The sequence below is a fragment of the Cellulomonas sp. C5510 genome (assembly GCF_019797765.1).
GTDB lineage: Bacteria > Actinomycetota > Actinomycetes > Actinomycetales > Cellulomonadaceae > Cellulomonas.
In genome coordinates this window covers 1,380,707-1,397,074 of sequence record NZ_CP081862.1, presented here as the reverse complement: position 1 = coordinate 1,397,074, position 16,368 = coordinate 1,380,707, and the positions used below count along the sequence as shown (strand labels likewise).

Here is a 16,368-nt window from a genome sequence, read left to right as displayed (position 1 = left end):
CCGGCGGCCACCACCCCCGGCGGTCGTCACCGCCCGGGCCGGGCTGCTCCCCGCGGGCACGCGCTGCCGCCGTCCCGGCGCGGCCCACCGGCCCCGGACACGACGCAGCCCCGGGCCCGTCGTCCGGGTCCCGGGGCTGCGTGCCGTCGCGGCTCGCCGCGCGCCCGCGTCAGCGCAGGCCGTCGAGCTCCGCCGCCAGGTTGTCCGCCTCCGGGCCGACGATGACCTGCACGATGCGGCCGGACCGCACCACGCCGAACGCGCCGGTCGCCTTGAGGGCGGCCTCGTCCACGCGCTGCGGGTCCGTGACCTCGACCCGCAGCCGCGTGATGCACGGCTCCAGGTCGACGACGTTCCCGCCGCCGCCCAGCGCCACCAGGATCTGCTCTGCCTTGCTCATCGAACCCCCGTCGTGCTGCCGGTCCCGCCCCCGCGACCGCCGGAGGGCGGCCTCGGCTCCCAGCCTAGTCCGCGGTGGCGGACCGCGACGGACCGCGTCCTGCCCGGTGCGACACTGGCACGCATGACCGCCGACCACCCGTCCCCGGCACCCCGCCCGGCCGGCCCGTCGCTGCCGCTCACCGCGGCGGGCGCCCCGGCAGCCGCCACCTCGGCACCCGGCGCGGTGCCCGACCGCGTCCGCGAGTCGTTCTACGACGCGGTCGGCGGGCACGCGACGTTCGAGCGGCTCGTGGACCGGTTCTACGAGGGCGTCGCGGCCGACCCGGTGCTCGCGCCGATGTACCCCGAGACGGACCTGGGCCCGGCGCGCCGACGCCTCACGATGTTCCTCGAGCAGTACTGGGGCGGTCCCACCACGTACCAGGCCGAGCGGGGCCACCCCCGGCTGCGCATGCGCCACGCGCCCTTCCCGGTCGACACCGACGCCCGCGACCGGTGGTTGCGGCACATGAGGGACGCCGTCGACGCGCTCGACCTGGCGCCCCTGCACCGCGAGGTGCTGTGGGACTACCTGGAGCGGGCCGCGCACTCGCTCGTCAACACGGCGTCGCGGCCGTGAGATCCTGGCGCGCGTGACCGACGCTGCCCAGGGCGCCACCACCGCGCACGAGCCCACCCCCGACCCGATCGCCGCTCTGCTCGACGTCCTCGACGTGCAGCCGTCCGGCAGCCCCGACGAGCTCGTGGCCGCCAACCTGCCCAAGCCCGGCGGCCGGGTGTTCGGCGGGCAGGTCGTCGCGCAGGCGCTCGTCGCCGCCGGGCGCACCGTGCCCGAGGGCCGGCTGCCGCACTCGCTGCACGGGTACTTCCTGCGGGCCGGCGACGTCGCGGCGCCGATCACGCTGTCCGTGGAGCGGCTGCGCGACGGCCGGTCGTTCTCCGCCCGGCGCACGCACGCGCTGCAGGACGGCGAGCCGATCCTGTCGATGATCGCGTCGTTCCAGGAGGACCAGCCGGGCATCGAGCTGACGCAGCCGATGCCGGACGTCCCCGCACCGCAGGACGTCGAGTCGGCCATGGACCGCATGGGCCACCTCGACCACCCGCTGGCCCGGTTCTGGACGCACGAGAGCGCGTTCGACGTGCGGCACGTCGGCGGGTCGCTGTACCTCGGCCCGGCCCCGGCACCCGACGGCCGGCAGCGCGTGTGGATGCGGACCAAGGGCGCCCTGCCGGACGACCCGCTGCTGCACCGCGCGGTGCTCGCCTTCGCCTGCGACCAGATCATGCTCGAGCCCGTGCTGCGCCGCGCCGGCCTGTCCTGGCTGACGCCGGGGCTGTCGGTCGCCAGCCTCGACCACGCGATGTGGTGGCACCGGGACGTCCGGGTGGACGAGTGGCTGCTGTTCGACCAGGACAGCCCGACCGCCCAGGGCGGCCGGGGGCTCGGCACCACCCGGGTGTTCAGCGAGCAGGGTGTGCTGGTCGCGACCATCGCGCAGGAGGGCATGGTCCGGGTGCCCGCCTGAGACCGGAGCACCGTCCCGCCCTCCGCTGGCGGGGGCGCAGGGCCCGGTGCACAGTGTCCCGGTGGTGAGGCTGCGACGGGTCCGGATCGACTCCCCCGGGTGGACCCGGCGGCGCGCAGGCCGCGGGTTCTGGTACCTGGACGTCGACGCGACCCGCATCAGCGACCCCGTGCACCTCGACCGGATCACGGCGCTCGCCATCCCCCCTGCGTGGCGGGACGTCTGGATCAGCCCGTGGCCGAACGGGCACATCCAGGCGGCCGGCCTCGACGACGCCCGGCGGCGGCAGTACCTGTACCACGAGCAGTGGCGCCGGCGCCGTGACCGCCTCAAGCACGACCACGTGCTGGACGTCGCCCGCCGGCTGCCGGCGGCCCGCCGGTCGGTCCGCCGGGACACGGCGCTCGACGGCTTCCCCCGGGCGAAGGCCCTCGCGCTGGCGTTCCGGCTGCTCGACCTGGCGTACTTCCGCGCCGGCGGCGAGGGCTACGCGCAGCGCAACGGCTCCTACGGCCTCGCCACGCTGCGCCGGGAGCACGTGCAGGTGCTCCACGACCCGGCGGGCGCCCCGACGGCCGTCCGGTTCTGCTACCCCGCGAAGTCGGGCCAGGTGCGCGACGTCGTCGTCGAGGACGCCCAGGTGGCGGAGCTCGTCGGGACGCTCCTGCGGCGGCGCGGCGGCGGGTCGGAGCTGCTCGCCTGGCGGGACGAGACCGGCTGGCACGACATCACCAGCGCCGAGGTCGGCGCCGACGTCAAGAACCGGCTGGGCCCGGACGCCAGTCCGAAGGACTTCCGCACGTGGCACGCGACCGTGCTGGCGGCGCGCGGTCTCGCGGCGGCCGGACCCGCCCCCGCGTCCGAGCGGGGGCGGAGGCGGGTCGTCGCGCAGGTGGTCACGGACGTCTCGGCCGAGCTCGGCAACACGCCGGCGGTGTGCCGCGCGTCCTACATCGACCCGCGCGTCGTGGACCTGTGGGAGCACGGCACCACGATCCGGCCCACCCGCTCGCAGGCGGTCGGCGAGAAGGAGACGCTGGCGCTGCTGCGAGCCTGAGCCACCCGCTCAGGCGGTGACGACCGCGAGCGCGAAGCCGTCCCAGCCCTTGCCCCCCACGGTCTGCAGCGCGGTCGCCTCGAGCCGCGGGTGCGCGGCGAGGGCGCCCAGGACGGCGCGGGAGCCCTGCACGCGCGGGTCGCCGGAGCCGGCGTCCGCCACCGCCCCGGCGCGCACCACGTTGTCGACGACGACCACCGTGCCCGGACGGGACAGCGCCACCGCGAGCTCCAGGTACCGGGTGTTGCCCGGCTTGTCCGCGTCGACGAACACCAGGTCGTACGGCTCGGTGCCCGCGTCCACCAGGGCGCGGGCGGTCTCGGCGGCCGGGCCCTCGTGCACGTCCACCCGGTGCGCCACACCGGCGCGGGTGAGGTTCTCCCGCGCGACGGCGGCGTGCACGGGGTCGAGCTCGAGCGTCGTGACGTGCCCCTCCGGTCCCACGGCCCGGGCGAACCACAGGGCGCTGTACCCCGCGAGCGTGCCGAACTCCAGCACGCGGCGCGCGCCCGACAGGGTGCACAGCAGCGCGAGGAGCTTGCCCTGCAGCGGCGACACCTCGATCGCCGGCAGGCCCGCGGCCCGCCCGGCCTCCCGCGCCGCGACGAGGTCCGGGTCCTCGTCGACCAAGGTCCCGGTCAGGTACGCGTCCACCGCCGCCCAGTCGGCCATCCCTCATGATGGCACCACGGCGGACCTGAGCCACCCGGCGGGCACCGGCGCCCGGATCTGCCCGGATGCGCCGCACCTCGGCGCGACGCACACTGCGACCGTGCCCCACGACGACACCAACGCCCCCACCCGCACCGGGCCGACGGGCTCCGGCCCGACCGGCGAGGACCTGCTGCCGGAACCTGTCGCGGCGAGCCTCACGGGCCTCGTCCCGGGCGTCGGCGACGACGGCCGCCCGCGCGAGGACGCGCCCCTTGTCGCCGTCACCGGGGTCACCGGGTACGTCGGCGGCCGCCTGGTCCCCGAGCTGCTGGCCGCCGGGTACCGGGTGCGCGCCGTCGCCCGACGACCCGAGCGGCTGCGCGGGCGCCCCTGGTACGACGCGGTCGAGATCGCGCAGGCCGACGCGTCCGACCCCGGCCAGATCCGCGCCGCGCTCGACGGCGTGGACGTGGCGTACTACCTCATCCACTCGCTCGGCACGGGACGGCGGTTCGAGCAGCGCGACCGGTCGACGGCCCTCACCTTCGGCCGCGCGGTGCGCGAGGCCGGCGTCGGCCGGATCGTGTACCTCGGCGGGCTCGCCCCCGACGTCGAGGACCTGTCGCCGCACCTGGCCTCCCGCACCGAGGTCGGGGAGATCCTCCTGGCCTCGGGCGTGCCGACGACCGTGCTGCGCGCCGCCGTCATCCTCGGGTCGGGCTCCGCGTCGTTCGAGATGATGCGCTACCTCACCGAGCGCCTCCCCGCGATGACCGTGCCGCGCTGGGTGGAGAACCGCATCCAGCCGATCGCGGTACGCGACGTGCTGCGCTACCTCGTGGGCTCCGCGTCGATGCCGCCCGAGGTGAACCGGGCGTTCGACATCGGGGGGTCGGAGGTCCTCACGTACCGCGACATGATGCAGGGCTACGCCGAGGCGGCCGGGCTGCCGCGGCGGATCATCGTCGGCGTCGGCCTGCTGACCCCGCGGCTGTCGAGCCTGTGGGTCGGGCTGGTGACGCCCGTGCCGTCCGGGATCGCGCGGCCGCTCGTGGAGTCCCTCGTGCACGAGGTGGTGTGCCGTGAGCACGACATCGCCGAGCACGTCCCCGACCCGCCCGGCGGGCTGATCGGCTTCGAGCGTGCGGTGCGGCTCGCGCTCACCCGGATCCGCGAGGCCGACGTGACGACCCGGTGGTCGTCCGCCGGGATCCCCGGCGTGCCGAGCGACCCGCTGCCCTCGGACCCGGACTGGGCCGGCGGCTCGCTCTACGTGGACGAGCGGCGCACGACCGTGGACGCCTCCCCGGCGGCGCTGTGGCGGGTGCTGGAGGCGGTCGGCGGCGAGCGGGGCTGGTACTCGTGGACGCTCGCGTGGCGGGTGCGGGGGCTGCTGGACCGGGTGGTCGGCGGGCCCGGTCTGCGGCGGGGCCGGCGGGACCCCGGCCGGCTCGTCGTGGACGACGCGGTCGACTTCTGGCGCGTGGAGGACGTCCAGCCGGGCCGGCTGCTGCGGCTGCGCGCCGAGATGCGGCTGCCCGGGCTCGCGTGGCTGGAGCTGCGGGTCGAGCCGGAGGACGACGGCACCGACCCCGCCGACACCGCGCGCTGGACCACGCCGCCCGTGACGTTCGCGCAGCGCGCCGTGTTCCACCCCCACGGCCTGCTCGGGCAGCTCTACTGGTGGTCGGTGTACCCGTTCCACGGTGTCGTGTTCGGGGGCATGCAGCGGAACATCGCGCGGGCGGCGGAGACCGCGGAGCGGGCTCGCCGGGACCGGTGACGGGCGGAGGTCGGCGGCGTCAGCGACTGCGGCGCCGGAACGCCGGCGGCGCCTCCACGTACGGCGACCACGCGGCGCGCTCCGCCTCCCCGATCCGGCGGGGTGCGCCGGTCGCGGCGTCCACGAGCACGAGCGTCGTCACCGCGCGGGCGTACGGCCCGTCCGGGTCCGCCGTCCCGTCGGCGGCCGGCGCGGCGTCGTGCAGCTCGTAGCAGACGTCGATGCTCGCGCCCCCGAGGTGACCGATCCACATGTCCACGACGACGGGTGTCCGCCGGTACCCGACCGGGCGGAGGTACTCGACCTCCTGACGGGCGACCAGCGTGAACGTCTGCGCGCCCGGTCCCGCGTCGAGCACGGCGGTCGGCCACACCGGCCGGTCGGCCGCACCGGAAGGACCCGCCTCGGCGGGGTGCGCCCAGAACGCCTCGATGCGCGCCTCCTCGAGCAGGCGCAGCAGCTCCACGTTGTTCACGTGCCCGTAGGCATCCATGTCGGACCACCGCAGCTGGACCGGCACCTGCAGCCTCGTCATACGTCCTCCGTCCGTCCCCCGGGCCCGCCGCGCGGCGGGCCGTCCAGCATCCTGCACCCGCGGGCGGCACGGCGCGCACCGGCGGCGCGGCGCGGCGTGTCCGCGCGGCGGTGCCGGTGCGTGTCGGCGGGCGCGGCGTGTGCGCGAGGACGCCGGCGCGTGTCGGCGGGCGCGGCGGTGCGTGTCGGCGCGGCCTGCCCGCGGCGGCGGTGCGTGTCGGCGGGGGCGGCGGTGCGTGTCGGCGGGGGCGGCGATGCGTGTCGGCGCGGCCTGCCCGCGGCGGCGGTGCGTGTCGGAAGTGCGCGTCAGCGTGACCGGCCCGCGGCCACCCGCGCCTGCGTGCGGCACGCGTCCAGGTCGTCCAGCACGGCGGCCGCAGGCCCGGTGACGCGGTCGCGGGCCACCTCCGCCACGGCGCCGAGCAGACGCGCGCGCACCGCTCGCGCGCGGCGTCGGGCCATCAACCGGGCGAGCGCCCCGGCGAGCAGCGCGAGGGCGATGCCCACGAGGAGGCCGCCACCGAGCAGGGCCGTGGGCACGGGCAGCGGTCCCCACTGCGGCGTGCGGGGCTCGGGCAGCCGCAGGTAGGCCAGGCCGGCCAGCACCCCGAGCCAGAGCGCCCCGGCGGCGGCGGCCGCCAGCAGCACGGTCTGCACCACGTTCGTCGCCCTCGCCCACCAGGGCACCCGGTCCGGCAGCAGCGGGGTCGACGACACCGCGACGTCGAGCGGGTCGGCGAGGTCCGGGTCACCGACCGACGACCGCACGGCGAGCGCCCACGCGTCGGGCACGCCTGCCGTGGCGGCGTCGAGCGACCGCCGCACCGCGGTGGCGGCCGCCGCCCGGGTGGCGGGGCCGGGTGCGGGCAGCGAGGTGCGCCCGGTCGGAGCGGCAGCACCCGCACCAGCGGCTCCCGGTCCGGCGGAACCCGGTCCGGCGGAACCCGCGCCGGCGGAACCCGCGCCGAGGTGGAGCCGCCGCAGCGGGTCGGGGCGCAGGCGCTGGAGCCACCGCACCGGCGGCCAGCCGGCCGCCGCGGTCGCGCGCCGCACCGCAGAACGCCGTGTCGCCTCGACGACGACCGGCACGCCGGCGGCGTCGGCCAGCGCCGCGACGAGATCCGGCGGCGGGGCGGCACGGTCCGTCCTCCCCGACGCCGTCGGGGTGCCGCGCGACGGCAGCAGGCGCTGCCGCGCGGAGCCGGTGGCGTCACCGCATGCCTCGAGCACGCGCAGCGCCACGACCTCGACGTCCGCGGTGAGGCGCCGCGTCGCGGCCTCCCGGCGCTCCGCGGCCTCGTCGAGCAGCGCGCCGAGGCGGTCGAGGCCCAGACCCGTCCGCGCCGAGACGGCCAGCACGCGGGCACCCGCCGGACCGTCCAGCGCCGTCAGCCGTCGCAGGTCGGCGAGCACGGCGTCCACCTCGGCGGCCGAGAGCCGGTCGGCCTGGTTGAGCGCCAGCACCAGGACGTCGGCGTGCCGGGCCAGCGGGCGCAGGTAGCGCTCGTGCAGCGCGGCGTCGGCGTACTTCTGCGGGTCCACCACCCAGACGAGCAGGTCGACGCGGTCGACGAGGTGCTCGGCGCGCAGCCGGTGCTCGGCCACCACCGAGTCGTGGTCGGGCAGGTCGAGCAGCACCAGCCCCGCGCCGCGGCGCGGACGACCGCCCGCCAGCTCGTGCCGTCGCCGCACGCCCAACCAGTCGAGCAGCGGGCCCGCACCCGGTCCCCGCACCACGGCCAGCGCCTCCGAGGTGGTCGGCCGCTGCACGCCCGTGCGCGCGACCTCCTCACCGGCCAGCGCGTTCAGCAGCGAGGACTTGCCCGACCCGGTCGCCCCGGCGAGCGCCACCACCGTGTGCTCCGCCGACAGCGCGGCCCGCTCCCCCGCACGCGCCACGACGGCGCGCCCCGCGTCGACCACCTCGCGCGGCAACCGGCCCTCACCCGCCGTCAGCGCACGGTCGAGCGCGGCCACCCGCTCGGCCGGCGTCGCGCTCACCCCGCACCCCCGCGTCCGAGCAGCCGGCGCCAGAAGCCCGGCCGCGCCTGGCCGGAGGCACCGCCGGGGCCATCCGGGTGCCGCGCGGGCGCACCGCCCGCGAGACCGCCGCGCCCGCGCGCGGTCGCCGCCGCGCGCCAGGCGGAGGCGCCGCGCAGCTCCACCCGGTCCGCACCGGGGGCTGAGCCGCGCGAGGAGCGCCCGGGAGAGCGGCGTCGTCGTCCACCCTCGGCGCGGGTCGCCCCGGCGCGGGTTGCCCCGGCGCGGGTGGCTCCGGCGTGGGCGGCCCCGGGACGCGCCGCCGGGACGCCTCCTGCAGCGCGAGGCCGGCGGCGCGCAGGCCGTCGCCGGACGAGGTCCCCAACGCGTCGAGCTGTGCCGTGAACCGCTCCGCCTCCGCCTCCAGCAGCCGCGACACCCGCGTGTCCAGGCGCTCGCGGGCCGCGACCGTGAGGCGGCGCACCGCGTCGTCGCCGAAGACCGCCTCCAGCAGCCGCTGGGCGACCAGGGCCGTGCCGCCGGCGATGCCGACCTCGACGCCCGTCAGCCCGCCCGTGGACGCGAACACCACCACCATGAGGCTCACGCCGAGGGCGTTCAGCCCGAAGGACAGCGCCCGCGCGGCCCCGCGCCGGCGCTCGCCCTGCTCGCGCACCAGGTCGAGCACGTCGCCCTGCCACGCGCGGACCTCGGCGTCGACCGCGGCCCGCAGCGACGCCGACGACCGCGACAGCCCGAGGTCGGGCAGCAGCGCCTCGCCCGCGGGGTCACCGCGCCAGGCCGCGTGGGTGCGCTCCGCGGCCCCGTCCGCCGCGTCGAGCACGACGGCGGCCAGCCCGTGCGCGATCGCCTGCTCGACCGGCGGCACCGGCGCCGGCCGCCCGCGCAGGAAGCCCGACACCGCGTCCCGCACCCGGCCGACCCGGCGCTCCACGGCACGCAGCAGGTCGCCCGTGCCGACGAGCTCCTGCCAGCGCGCCAGCACCTCCCCGCGCAGCAAGGCGCCGTCGGACGTCGCCGCGGCGACCTGCCGCCGGGCCTCGCCGTACGCGCGGGTCACGGACTCGCGGAGCCTCGCCGAGGCGCCGACCTGGGCGTCCGCGGCGTCCGCCAGAGCCAGGGCGCGGCGCACGAGCTCCGCGACCGCCCCGTCCCGCGTCGCCCGCGCAACCTCCTGCCGGGCGCCCACGTCGCCGCCGAGATCCGACAGCCACGCAGCGAGCTCCCCCACCGCGTCCTCGGGCAGCAGGCCGTCCGCGTCGAGCCCCTCCGGCAGCGCGAACGACGGCGCGTCCGCCAGTCCGTGCTCGTCGAGCATCCGGCGCAGGTCCGCCACCGCGGCCTCGGCCCCCGGATCCACCCGGTCGACGACGAGCGCGACCACGGCGTGCCGGGCGGCGGCGTCGTGCAGCAGCTCCCACGGCACCGCGTCGGCGTACCGCGCGGCGGTGGTGACGAACAGCCAGAGGTCCGCAGCCGCGAGCAGCTGCGCGGCCAGCGCCCGGTTCGCCGCCTCGACGGAGTCCACGTCCGGCGCGTCGAGCAGCGCCAGCCCGCGAGGCAGCGCCTCGCTCGGCACGAGGCGCACCGCCGGTGCGGGCGGTCGGTCCGTCGGTGGGGTCTCCCGGGGCTCTGCGACGGGGACCGTCGGCGCCGACGCTGTCACGCGCGCCAACCCGGGCAGCACCCGGTCACCCGAGAACCACGCCCCGTCCAGCGGGTGGTGCACCAGCACGGGCGCGCGCGTCGTCGGTCGCAGCACCCCGGGGTCGGTCACGGTGACGCCGAGCAGGGAGTTCACGAGCGTCGACTTGCCCGCGCCGGTGGAGCCGCCGACGACGACGAGCAGCGGCGCCGCCGCCGACCGCAGACGCGGCAGCAGGTAGTCGTCGACCTGACGGGCCGCCGCCTCCCGGACCGCGCGCGCCTGCACGGCGCCGGGGACCTCCAGCGGCAGCGCGAGCTCGCGGAGCCGGAGGTGCACCTGCTCGACCGGCCCGAGGAGCGCCGCGTCGGCGCCGTCGGCGGGGGGCGCAGGGGCGGGCGCACCGCCCGCGGGGTCGGCGGCGTCCTGGGGCAGGTCGGCCATGGGGCCAGTGTGCCCGCCGACGGGCGTCCGCGCCGGTCAGCGCCGCACGCCCGCGCGGCGCCACTCCCAGCGTTCCCGTTCGGAGTCTCCGAGCGTGCTCGGAGGGGCCCGCGTGCTCTCGGAGGTCTCCGCGGACCACCTCGATGGCGCGCGCACCTCTCCGAGTGCGTTCGGAGCCTCCGAACGTGCACCGGGGCGGCAGGTGGAGTCGCTCGCGCCGCTGGTGCACGGGAGCGGTGCACGGGACGGGTGCACGCGAGCGGTGCACGCGAGCGGTGCACGGGAGCGGTGCACACGGACGCGCCGCCGCCCCGTGGGGGGGGCGACGGCGCGTGCGCGTCGGGGGTGGGCCGAGCCGCGGAGGGTCCTCCGGTCAGTCGCGCGTGAGCTTGCGGTACGTCACGCGGTGCGGGCGCGCGGCGTCGGCGCCGAGCCGGCTGACCTTGTTCTCCTCGTAGGCCGCGAAGTTGCCCTCGAACCAGTACCAGCTCGCCGGGTCCTCCTCGGTGCCCTCGTAGGCGAGGATGTGCGTCGCGACCCGGTCGAGGAACCAGCGGTCGTGGGAGACCACGACGGCGCAGCCGGGGAACTCGAGCAGGGCGTTCTCCAGGGAGCCGAGGGTCTCGACGTCGAGGTCGTTGGTCGGCTCGTCGAGCAGCAGCAGGTTGCCGCCCTGCTTGAGGGTGAGCGCGAGGTTCAGGCGGTTGCGCTCACCACCGGACAGCACGCCGGCGGGCTTCTGCTGGTCCGGTCCCTTGAACCCGAAGGACGCGACGTACGCGCGGGACGGCATCTCGACGTTGCCGACCTTGATGAAGTCCAGACCGTCGGAGACGACCTCCCACAGGGTCTTCTTCGGGTCGATGCCGCCGCGCGACTGGTCGACGTAGGACACGGAGACGGTCTCGCCGACCTTGAGCGTGCCTCCGTCGAGAGGCTCGAGGCCGACGATGGTCTTGAAGAGCGTCGTCTTGCCGACGCCGTTCGGGCCGATGACGCCGACGATGCCGTTGCGGGGCAGGGTGAAGCTCAGGCCGTCGATGAGCACGCGGTCGCCGAAGCCCTTGCGCAGGTCCGTGGCCTCGAGGACGACGTTGCCCAGGCGCGGGCCCGGCGGGATCTGGATCTCCTCGAAGTCCAGCTTGCGGGTGCGGTCGGCCTCGGCCGCCATCTCCTCGTAGCGCGCCAGACGTGCCTTGGACTTCGCCTGACGACCCTTCGCGGACTGCCGGACCCACTCGAGCTCGTCCTTGAGGCGCTTCGCGAGCTTCGCGTCCTTCTTGCCCTGCACCTCCAGGCGCGCCTGCTTCTTCTCCAGGTAGGTGGAGTAGTTGCCCTCGTACGGGTAGAGGCGACCCCGGTCGACCTCGCAGATCCACTCCGCCACGTGGTCGAGGAAGTACCGGTCGTGGGTGACCGCGAGCACGGCGCCCGGGTAGGACGCGAGGTGCTGCTCGAGCCACAGCACGCTCTCGGCGTCCAGGTGGTTGGTCGGCTCGTCCAGCAGCAGCAGGTCGGGCTTCTCGAGCAGCAGCTTGCACAGGGCGACGCGACGACGCTCACCGCCCGACAGCACCTTGACGTCCGCGTCCGGCGGCGGGCAGCGCAGCGCGTCCATCGCCTGCTCGAGCTGGGCGTCGAGGTCCCAGGCGTCGGCGGCGTCGATCGCCTCCTGTAGCTGTCCCATCTCGGCGAGCAGCGCGTCGAAGTCCGCGTCGGGCTCGGCCATCAGGGCGGAGATCTCGTTGAACCGGTCGATCTTGCCCTTGATCTCGGCGACGCCCTCCTCGACGTTGCCGAGCACGGTCTTCTCGTCGTTCAGCGGCGGCTCCTGCTGCAGGATGCCGACCGTGTAGCCGGGGCTGAGCCGCGCCTCCCCGTTCGACGGCTGGTCGAGACCGGCCATGATCTTGAGGATCGTCGACTTGCCCGCGCCGTTCGGCCCGACGACGCCGATCTTGGCGCCGGGCAGGAAGTTCAGCGAGACGTCGTCGAGGATGACCTTGTCGCCGTGCGCCTTGCGCGCCTTGTACATGCTGTAGATGAACTCAGCCACTGGCTTCTCGTCCGCCTCGGTGCTCGTCGGTGATCGGGGTGCGCGTCGGGTCCGCCGGGCGGGCGGACGGGCTGGGGCCGGGCGACGTCGCGGTCACCCAGCCTAGGCGATCGGCGTGCCCGGGACACCGCCCGGGCGACCTCTCGCCCACCCGCCCGTCCCGCCACGGCCCACCCGGCGGGCGCGCGGGCGCACCCTCACGCGGGCGCGGGCGCCGCGCGGGCGTCGTCGGCCGTCTCGTCCTCCAGCACGACGGCACCGCTCACGTCCACGGGCCCCGCTCCCCGGGCTACGGCACCGGCGTGCTCCCCGTCGGTCCGGTCGGCCGCCCCGCCCGCCGCGTCGCCGGGCCCGCCGCGCTGCTCGTGCACCGTGCGCGCGAACCGGGTCGTCCCCCGCGTGAGGTCGTGGCCGACCGTGTCCGCCGTGAGCTCGGCCGTCGTGCGCGTGTGCCCGTCGGGGGCGACCCAGTCGACCAGCCGTACCCGCCCGGTCACGACCACGGGGTCCCCGCGGCGGATGCTCGCCGCGACGTTCTGGGCGAGGTCGCGGAACGCCTTGACCGTGAACCAGCTCGTCGCGGCGTCCACGTACGCGTCCCGCTCCCGGTCGTACAGCCGCGGCGTGCTGCCGAGCCGGAACTTGGTGAACGGCACCTGGCCGTCCTCACCGAGGTAGAGGGTGGGCTCGTTGCCCACCCAGCCGACCACCGTCAGGCTGAGCTCGTTGACCGCCATGCGTCCTCCTCGTGCGTGGCCGGCGCCCCTGTCGGGCCGGCCGTGGACGCACCGTCCCGCGGGGCGCACCCCCGTTGCCGGGCTCCGACCCGTCGCCTGGGGACCCGCTCCGCCGACACGCGCTGTGGAGGACTCGGCCGCCGCACGAGGCGAAGCGGTCCGCGTCGGGACCGGCGCGCGGATCAGCTGCCCCGCGCCCCCGCGAGCAGCTCCCGCACCCGACGGTGGTCCGCCAGCACCGCCCGGGTCGGGTCCGCGAGGCAGCGCCCGGCCACGGCCTCGAGCGCCGTCCGGCCGTCCCGGCGCACCGCCTCGGCCCGCCGCAGGGCCGCCGACCGGCGCGCCCGGACGGCCAGGACGCCGCACAGCACGGCGAGCAGGGCGAGCACGGCGGCGGCCGGCCAAGCCGGCCGCAGGGCGTCGTCCACCCCGCCGGTGCCGAGAGCCAACCCGGTACCCACGGCGGCGGAGGCGACCGCCGACACCGCGAGCACGAACGTCAGCACGGACAGCACCGCCGCACGCGCGGACCGGCGGGCGACGACCGCCACGCGGGACAGCGCGTCGTCCGCGGCCGCCCGGATCTCGTCGGTGCCGGCCAGGCTCGTCCGCACCGCGTCCGCCCACCGTCGCGGGAGCCGGGCGGTCACGGCGTCGGCCCACTGGGCGCGGGCCAGGGAGACGGTGCCGGGCTGCACCGCGACGAACGCCGGCACCGGGTCCTCGCTGCCGCGCACGACGGCGGCGACCGCGTCCGCGATGGCCGGCAGACCGGCCGCCTGCGCGAGCGTCAGGGCCACCGGGGTGACGTCCAGGTCCGCCTCCGGCGGCTCGGCCGACCCGACCTCGGCGGACACGAGCTGCGCGGCGTCGGCGACCTCAGCGGATCCACGACGTGCCGCGAGGCTCTGGCGGGAGACCACGTCGGCCAGGGTGTCCCGCATCTCCGCGACCCCCTCGCCGGTGCGGGCCGATGCCGTCCGTACCGGCACGTCGGTGAGCCCGTCCTCGACGAGCAGCCGCCGCAGGTCGCGCACGAGGGACTCGCGCTGGTCCGCGGGGACCGTGTCCACCTGGTTGAGCACGACCACCATCGCGCCCTCGTGGCCGACGAGCCGGCGCAAGTACCCCGAGTGCAGCGCGTCATCGGCGTACTTCTGCGGGTCGACCACCCACACCAACAGGTCCGCCATCGGCAGCAGCCGGTCCACCGCCGCCCGGTGGGCCGGCTCGATCGAGTCGTGGTCGGGCAGGTCGAGCAGGACCAGTCCGCGCAGCGGCGCCTCCGTGTCGCCGTCCAGGGCGCTCTCCCGCTCGATGCGCCGGTCGGCCTCGACCTCCAGCCAGTCGAGCAGCGCCTCGCCCCCGGCACCCCACACGCACGCCGCGGCCTGCGCCGTCGTCGGCCGGCGGACCCCCACCTCCGCGAAGTCCAGCCCGCAGATCGCGTTGAAGAGGCTGGACTTGCCGGACCCGGTCCCACCGAGGAGCGCGACCACCGTGTGGTCGACCCCGAGCGCGAGCCGCGCGCGCACCTGGTCGCCGATGACGCGTGCCCGGGACGCCGTCCGTGCGTCGACGCGGTCGCCCGCCACCGCGAGCGCCTCGTCGAGCTGCGCGAGCCGTCGCCCCAGGGCGGCCGTCTCGGTGCCCGCCGCGGGCGCCGCCGCAGCGGGGGCCCCGTCCGGCGGCGGCGTCGCGGCGCTCATGTCAGCCCCTTGACGACGGCGAGACGCAACCGCAGCAGCGACGCCGCGTCGGGCCGCAGCTCCGGGCGGTCCAGCACGGCCGCGGCCGCGTCACGCTCGCGGTGCGCCTGCGCGGCGGCCTGGTCGGCGAGCCGGTCGCGCAGCACGCGGACGGCGGCGTCCCCGCGGTCACCGAGGAGACCGCGGAGCATGCGGTCGGCGGCGTCGAGCCCCGCAGCCGCCGCGAGCGCCAGCGCGGCCAGGCCCTCGTCGCCGAGCGCGCGCCGGCCGGCGGCCACCCGCCGGTCCGCCCGGACGGCCGCGCGGCGTCCGGAGCGGTCCACCGGTGCGGGACGCGCACGCCCGAGCTCGTCCTCCAGCACCTCGACGGCGGAGGCGACCCACTCCCGGGCGGCACGCTCGACCTCGCGCGGCCGGTCCGCGGCCCGGTCGGACGCCGACCACTCCCGGGCGGCCGAGCGCGCCCCGTCGGGTCCCGTCGCCAGCGCGTCGCGCAGGGTCCGCTCCGTCGCGGCGCCGACGGCGGCGAGCGTCGCGGACGCCGACGAGACGAGGTCCTGCACGAGCGGCAGCACGGCGGTCGCGCGGTCCTTCCCGGCGCGGCGGGACCGGTCGACCCGGCCGGAGGGGCGCACCGCACCCGCGAGCGGTGCACCGGGTGCCGTGAGCTCGACCCACCGTGCCTGAGCGCTGCCCTGGGACACCGCCCCGCTCGCCACCGTGCGTCGGGCTTCCTCGGCCGGCCCGCGGACCGCGTCGTCCAGCGCCGCACGGATCGCGGTGGCGGCCTCGGCCTGCCGCTCGACCGCGTCGGCGAGCTCGTCGACCCAGGGGCGCAGCGCCGCGAGCGAGCCGCGCAGCGTCCGCGCCACGACGGTCCTCGCCCGGTCGGGTCCGGCGAGCATCGTGAGCCACCGCTTCACGGGCGCGACGCGCGCCGGCTCGAGCAGTCCCTCGTGCGGGCCGAGGTCCGGCACCACGAACAGCGGCGATCCCTGCATCCCGTGCGCGCGGAGCCGTTCCAGCAGGTCACCCCGCACGGTGGGCAGGGACGCGGGGTCGACCCGGTTGAGCACCATCGCCACGGACGCCCCGCGCGCGGTCGCCTCGCCGAGCACCCGCCACGGGAGCGCGTCGCCGTACCGCGCGGCCGTCGTGACGAACAGCCACAGGTCCGCGGCCTCCAGGAGCCGCTGGGCGGAGCGACGGTTGCTCTCCAGCACCGAGTCGAGGTCCGGGGCGTCCATGAGCGCGATGCCCCGCGGTACCTGCTCGGAGGCCACGACGTCGACGGCGTCGGTCACCGGGTGCTCGCGCACCAGCTCGGCGTCGTCCGGGTGGTGCACCAGCACCGGCCGGCGCGTGGTCGGCCGCAGCACGCCAGCGGCGCTCACCTCGGCGCCCACCAGGGAGTTGACCAGCGTCGACTTGCCCGCACCCGTGGACCCGGCGACGACGACGACGGCCGGCGCCGACAGCTGCCGGAGCCGCGGCACCAGGTGGTCGGCGAGCTGGTCCACGAGGCGGGTGCACGACGCGCGCGCCTGCTCCGCCCCCGGCACGTCGAGCGGGAAGTCCGTCGCCCGCGTGTCCCGCAGCAGGTCCGTCACGGCGTCGAGCAGCGACGTGGCGGCGAGCGGCCGGTCGAGGACGTCCCCCGCGGCCGAGCTCCCCGCCTCTGCGTGCACGGCCACATCCTCGCCCGTGACCGGGCACCGGCCAAACCCCCGCGCCGCGCGACCTGCGATTCCATGGGGCAGACGGCCCCGGGGCGGCAGGCCCGGGGCGCGTAGGCTGGTGCGCCGGACGGGCGCCCG

At 77.3% G+C, this 16,368-nt stretch carries 13 protein-coding genes; 4 read left to right on the top strand and 9 right to left on the bottom strand.

Annotation, left to right across the window (positions count from 1 at the left end; genetic code table 11):
* Positions 1 to 169 precede the first annotated feature (169 nt).
* Complete coding sequence (locus tag K5O09_RS06360) at positions 170 to 400, bottom strand: glucose PTS transporter subunit EIIB (protein ID WP_222171944.1); 231 nt, start codon at positions 398 to 400, stop codon at positions 170 to 172.
* A gap of 171 nt (positions 401 to 571) precedes the next feature.
* On the opposite strand from K5O09_RS06360, the gene K5O09_RS06355 reads away from it, so the two are divergent.
* The 3 genes from K5O09_RS06355 (at position 572) to K5O09_RS06345 (ending at position 2,988) form a co-directional block, all read left to right on the top strand.
* Positions 572 to 1,021, top strand: coding sequence for a globin (locus K5O09_RS06355; RefSeq protein WP_370635572.1), 450 nt, complete (start codon positions 572 to 574; stop codon positions 1,019 to 1,021).
* A gap of 13 nt (positions 1,022 to 1,034) precedes the next feature.
* The gene (locus tag K5O09_RS06350; protein WP_222171942.1) at positions 1,035 to 1,931 is read left to right on the top strand and encodes an acyl-CoA thioesterase II; all 897 of its coding nucleotides are present in this window, start codon (positions 1,035 to 1,037) and stop codon (positions 1,929 to 1,931) included.
* Positions 1,932 to 1,992: 61 nt separating this feature from the next.
* A complete protein-coding gene (locus K5O09_RS06345) occupies positions 1,993 to 2,988 on the top strand; it encodes a DNA topoisomerase IB (RefSeq protein WP_222171941.1) in 996 nt (331 codons plus the stop codon).
* A gap of 9 nt (positions 2,989 to 2,997) precedes the next feature.
* Here K5O09_RS06345 and K5O09_RS06340 read toward each other — a convergent pair whose 3' ends face one another.
* Entirely contained in the window at positions 2,998 to 3,660 is a 663-nt protein-coding gene (locus tag K5O09_RS06340) for an O-methyltransferase (RefSeq protein ID WP_222171940.1), read from the bottom strand.
* A 169-nt stretch (positions 3,661 to 3,829) separates the two neighbouring features.
* Between K5O09_RS06340 and K5O09_RS06335 the strand changes: the two genes are divergently transcribed.
* Positions 3,830 to 5,425 carry an SDR family oxidoreductase gene (locus K5O09_RS06335; protein WP_255596303.1) on the top strand — a complete coding sequence of 532 codons (1,596 nt, stop codon included), beginning with the start codon at positions 3,830 to 3,832 and terminating at the stop codon, positions 5,423 to 5,425.
* A gap of 19 nt (positions 5,426 to 5,444) precedes the next feature.
* Here K5O09_RS06335 and K5O09_RS06330 read toward each other — a convergent pair whose 3' ends face one another.
* The 7 genes from K5O09_RS06330 to K5O09_RS06300 all read right to left on the bottom strand — a co-directional run bounded on the left by K5O09_RS06330 (position 5,445) and on the right by K5O09_RS06300 (position 16,239).
* Positions 5,445 to 5,960, bottom strand: a complete 516-nt coding sequence (locus K5O09_RS06330) for a thioesterase family protein (protein WP_222171938.1) — start codon at positions 5,958 to 5,960, stop codon at positions 5,445 to 5,447.
* A gap of 305 nt (positions 5,961 to 6,265) precedes the next feature.
* Positions 6,266 to 7,960, bottom strand: a complete 1,695-nt coding sequence (locus tag K5O09_RS06325; RefSeq protein ID WP_222171937.1) for a GTPase family protein — start codon at positions 7,958 to 7,960, stop codon at positions 6,266 to 6,268.
* Positions 7,902 to 10,049, bottom strand: a complete 2,148-nt coding sequence (locus K5O09_RS06320) for a GTPase domain-containing protein (RefSeq protein ID WP_222171936.1) — start codon at positions 10,047 to 10,049, stop codon at positions 7,902 to 7,904. The genes K5O09_RS06325 and K5O09_RS06320 overlap by 59 nt, the downstream gene beginning before the upstream one ends.
* Before the next feature lie 373 nt (positions 10,050 to 10,422).
* Positions 10,423 to 12,105 (bottom strand): energy-dependent translational throttle protein EttA, encoded by a 1,683-nt coding sequence (ettA, locus tag K5O09_RS06315; protein ID WP_222171935.1) that lies wholly within the window; start codon positions 12,103 to 12,105, stop codon positions 10,423 to 10,425.
* Positions 12,106 to 12,302: 197 nt separating this feature from the next.
* On the bottom strand, positions 12,303 to 12,842 hold the full coding sequence (locus tag K5O09_RS06310) for a single-stranded DNA-binding protein (RefSeq protein WP_222171934.1): 540 nt from the start codon (positions 12,840 to 12,842) through the stop codon (positions 12,303 to 12,305).
* Between the two features lie 182 nt (positions 12,843 to 13,024).
* On the bottom strand, positions 13,025 to 14,551 hold the full coding sequence (locus tag K5O09_RS06305) for a GTP-binding protein (protein WP_222171933.1): 1,527 nt from the start codon (positions 14,549 to 14,551) through the stop codon (positions 13,025 to 13,027).
* Positions 14,548 to 16,239 (bottom strand): dynamin family protein, encoded by a 1,692-nt coding sequence (locus K5O09_RS06300; RefSeq protein ID WP_255596165.1) that lies wholly within the window; start codon positions 16,237 to 16,239, stop codon positions 14,548 to 14,550. The genes K5O09_RS06305 and K5O09_RS06300 overlap by 4 nt, the downstream gene beginning before the upstream one ends.
* Positions 16,240 to 16,368 lie beyond the last annotated feature (129 nt).